This window comes from Roseibium sp. LAB1 (genome assembly GCF_054658235.1).
In genome coordinates, this window is record NZ_BAAGIB010000015.1 from 1 (window position 1) to 1,964 (window position 1,964).

Sequence of the window (1,964 nt, forward strand, 5' to 3'; positions counted from 1 at the left end):
ATACCGACATCGGCATGAGCGAGGGCAGGGGCGTCGTTGATGCCATCGCCAACGAAGGCAATACGGCCACCGTCTTCCCTGAGTTTGGTCAGGGCGTCGACCTTGCCGTCGGGCAAGACTCCCGCGATCACGGTATCGATACCGGTTTCCGCGGCAATTGCCTCGGCGGTTTCCCGTTTGTCGCCGGTGATCATCGCAACCTTCAGACCACGGGCGTGAAGAGCTGCAATTGCAGCGCGGCTCGACGGCTTGACCGGATCGGCAACCCCGACAACTGCGGCGATTTTCCCGTCGATGGCCGCATAGAGGGCCGTTCGTCCGAGTTTCGCCAGCCTGGTCTCCTCGTCCGACAAGGCCTCCGTCGAGATACCTTCGCGCACCATCAGCCTGTCGGCGCCGACCAGCACCCGTTGACCGCCGACGATTGCGGAAACGCCATGACCGGTGATGGAGCTGAACTCACCGACAGCGAGCCTCTCCACACCTTCCTTGCCCGCTGCCCGTACGATGGCTTCGGCAACGGGATGTTCCGAACGCGCCTCGACAGCCGCGATGCGCGACAGTACGAAAGAGCGTTCAAAACCATCCGCCAGGACGAGGTCGGTCAGTTCCGGCCGACCCTCCGTCACGGTGCCCGTCTTGTCCAGGGCAACGATGTCCACGTCGGCAAGCTGCTGGAGTGCGTCGCCCTTGCGGAACAGGACGCCCATCTCGGCTGCCCTGCCGGTGCCCACCATGATCGATGTCGGCGTGGCAAGGCCCATGGCACAGGGACAGGCTATGATGAGCACTGAAACACCGGCAACCAGGGCAAGCGTCAAGGCCGGGTCAGGGCCAGACATCAGCCAGACCAGAACCGTGGCCAGCGCAACGGTCATCACAGCGGGGACGAACCACAGCGTTATGCGGTCCACCAGCCCCTGGATCGGCAGCTTGGCGCCCTGGGCTTCCTCGACCATGCGGATGATCTGCGAAAGCGTCGTATCGGCGCCAACACGCGTTGCCTTGAACTGAAGTCCTCCGGTGCCATTCACCGTGCCACCAGTCACCGCGCTGCCAGCCGATTTCGCGACAGGCACGGGCTCGCCAGTGATCATGCTTTCATCGACGTGAGAGAACCCTTCGACCACTTCACCGTCAACCGCAAGCCGCTCGCCGGGACGCACCACGACGACGTCGCCGAGGACAAGCGTTTCGATCGGCACTTCGACCATCTCGTTGTTACGCAGCACCCGGGCCGACTTGACCTGCAGGCCGAGCAGGCTCTGGATCGCTGCCCCAGTGCGCCCCTTTGCCCTGGCCTCCAGGAAACGGCCCAGCAGGATCAGAACGACAATCACGGCTGCGGCCTCGAAATAAACGGCGCGAACCTCGGCGGGCACCAGATCCGGCAGGAAGGTGGCAACCACCGAATAGAGATAGGCGGCTCCGGTTCCCACGGCCACCAGGCTGTTCATGTCCGGCGCCCCTTTCAAGAGCGCCGGAAACCCCTTCAGATAGAAAGATCGGCCCGGACCGAAAAGCACCACGCTCGTCAGCACGAATTGCAGCATCCAGCTCATTTGCTGACCAATGGTCACTGCGATCAGGTGGTGAAAAGCGGGGATCAGATGCCCGCCCATTTCGATCAGGAACACGGGCAAGGCAAAGGCTGCGGCAATCGCCATCTTGCGCGCCAGCTCACGGGCTTCTTCCGCCTTGCGCTCGCTGCGATCCTGAGACGTTCCTGCGTCTGCCAGACTTGCGGGATAGCCGGCATCCGTGCTGGCCTTCACCAGCTCCTGAACGGTTGTGGCACCTTCTGCAAAGACGATCGTTGCCGTTTCGGCCGCAAGATTGACGCTGGCACTGAGGACCCCGGGCACCGCCTGCAACGCCTTGTCGACACGTCCGACACAAGAGGCACAGGACATGGACTGAATAGTCAGCGTGACCGTCTGCGTTCGCGCCGGATAGCCGAGATC

At 62.9% G+C, this 1,964-nt stretch carries 1 protein-coding gene; it reads right to left on the bottom strand.

Annotated elements, in window-relative coordinates:
* A partial coding sequence (locus tag ACYQ54_RS28455) for a heavy metal translocating P-type ATPase (RefSeq protein ID WP_460088500.1) occupies positions 1-1,964 on the bottom strand: 1,964 nt, incomplete at both ends.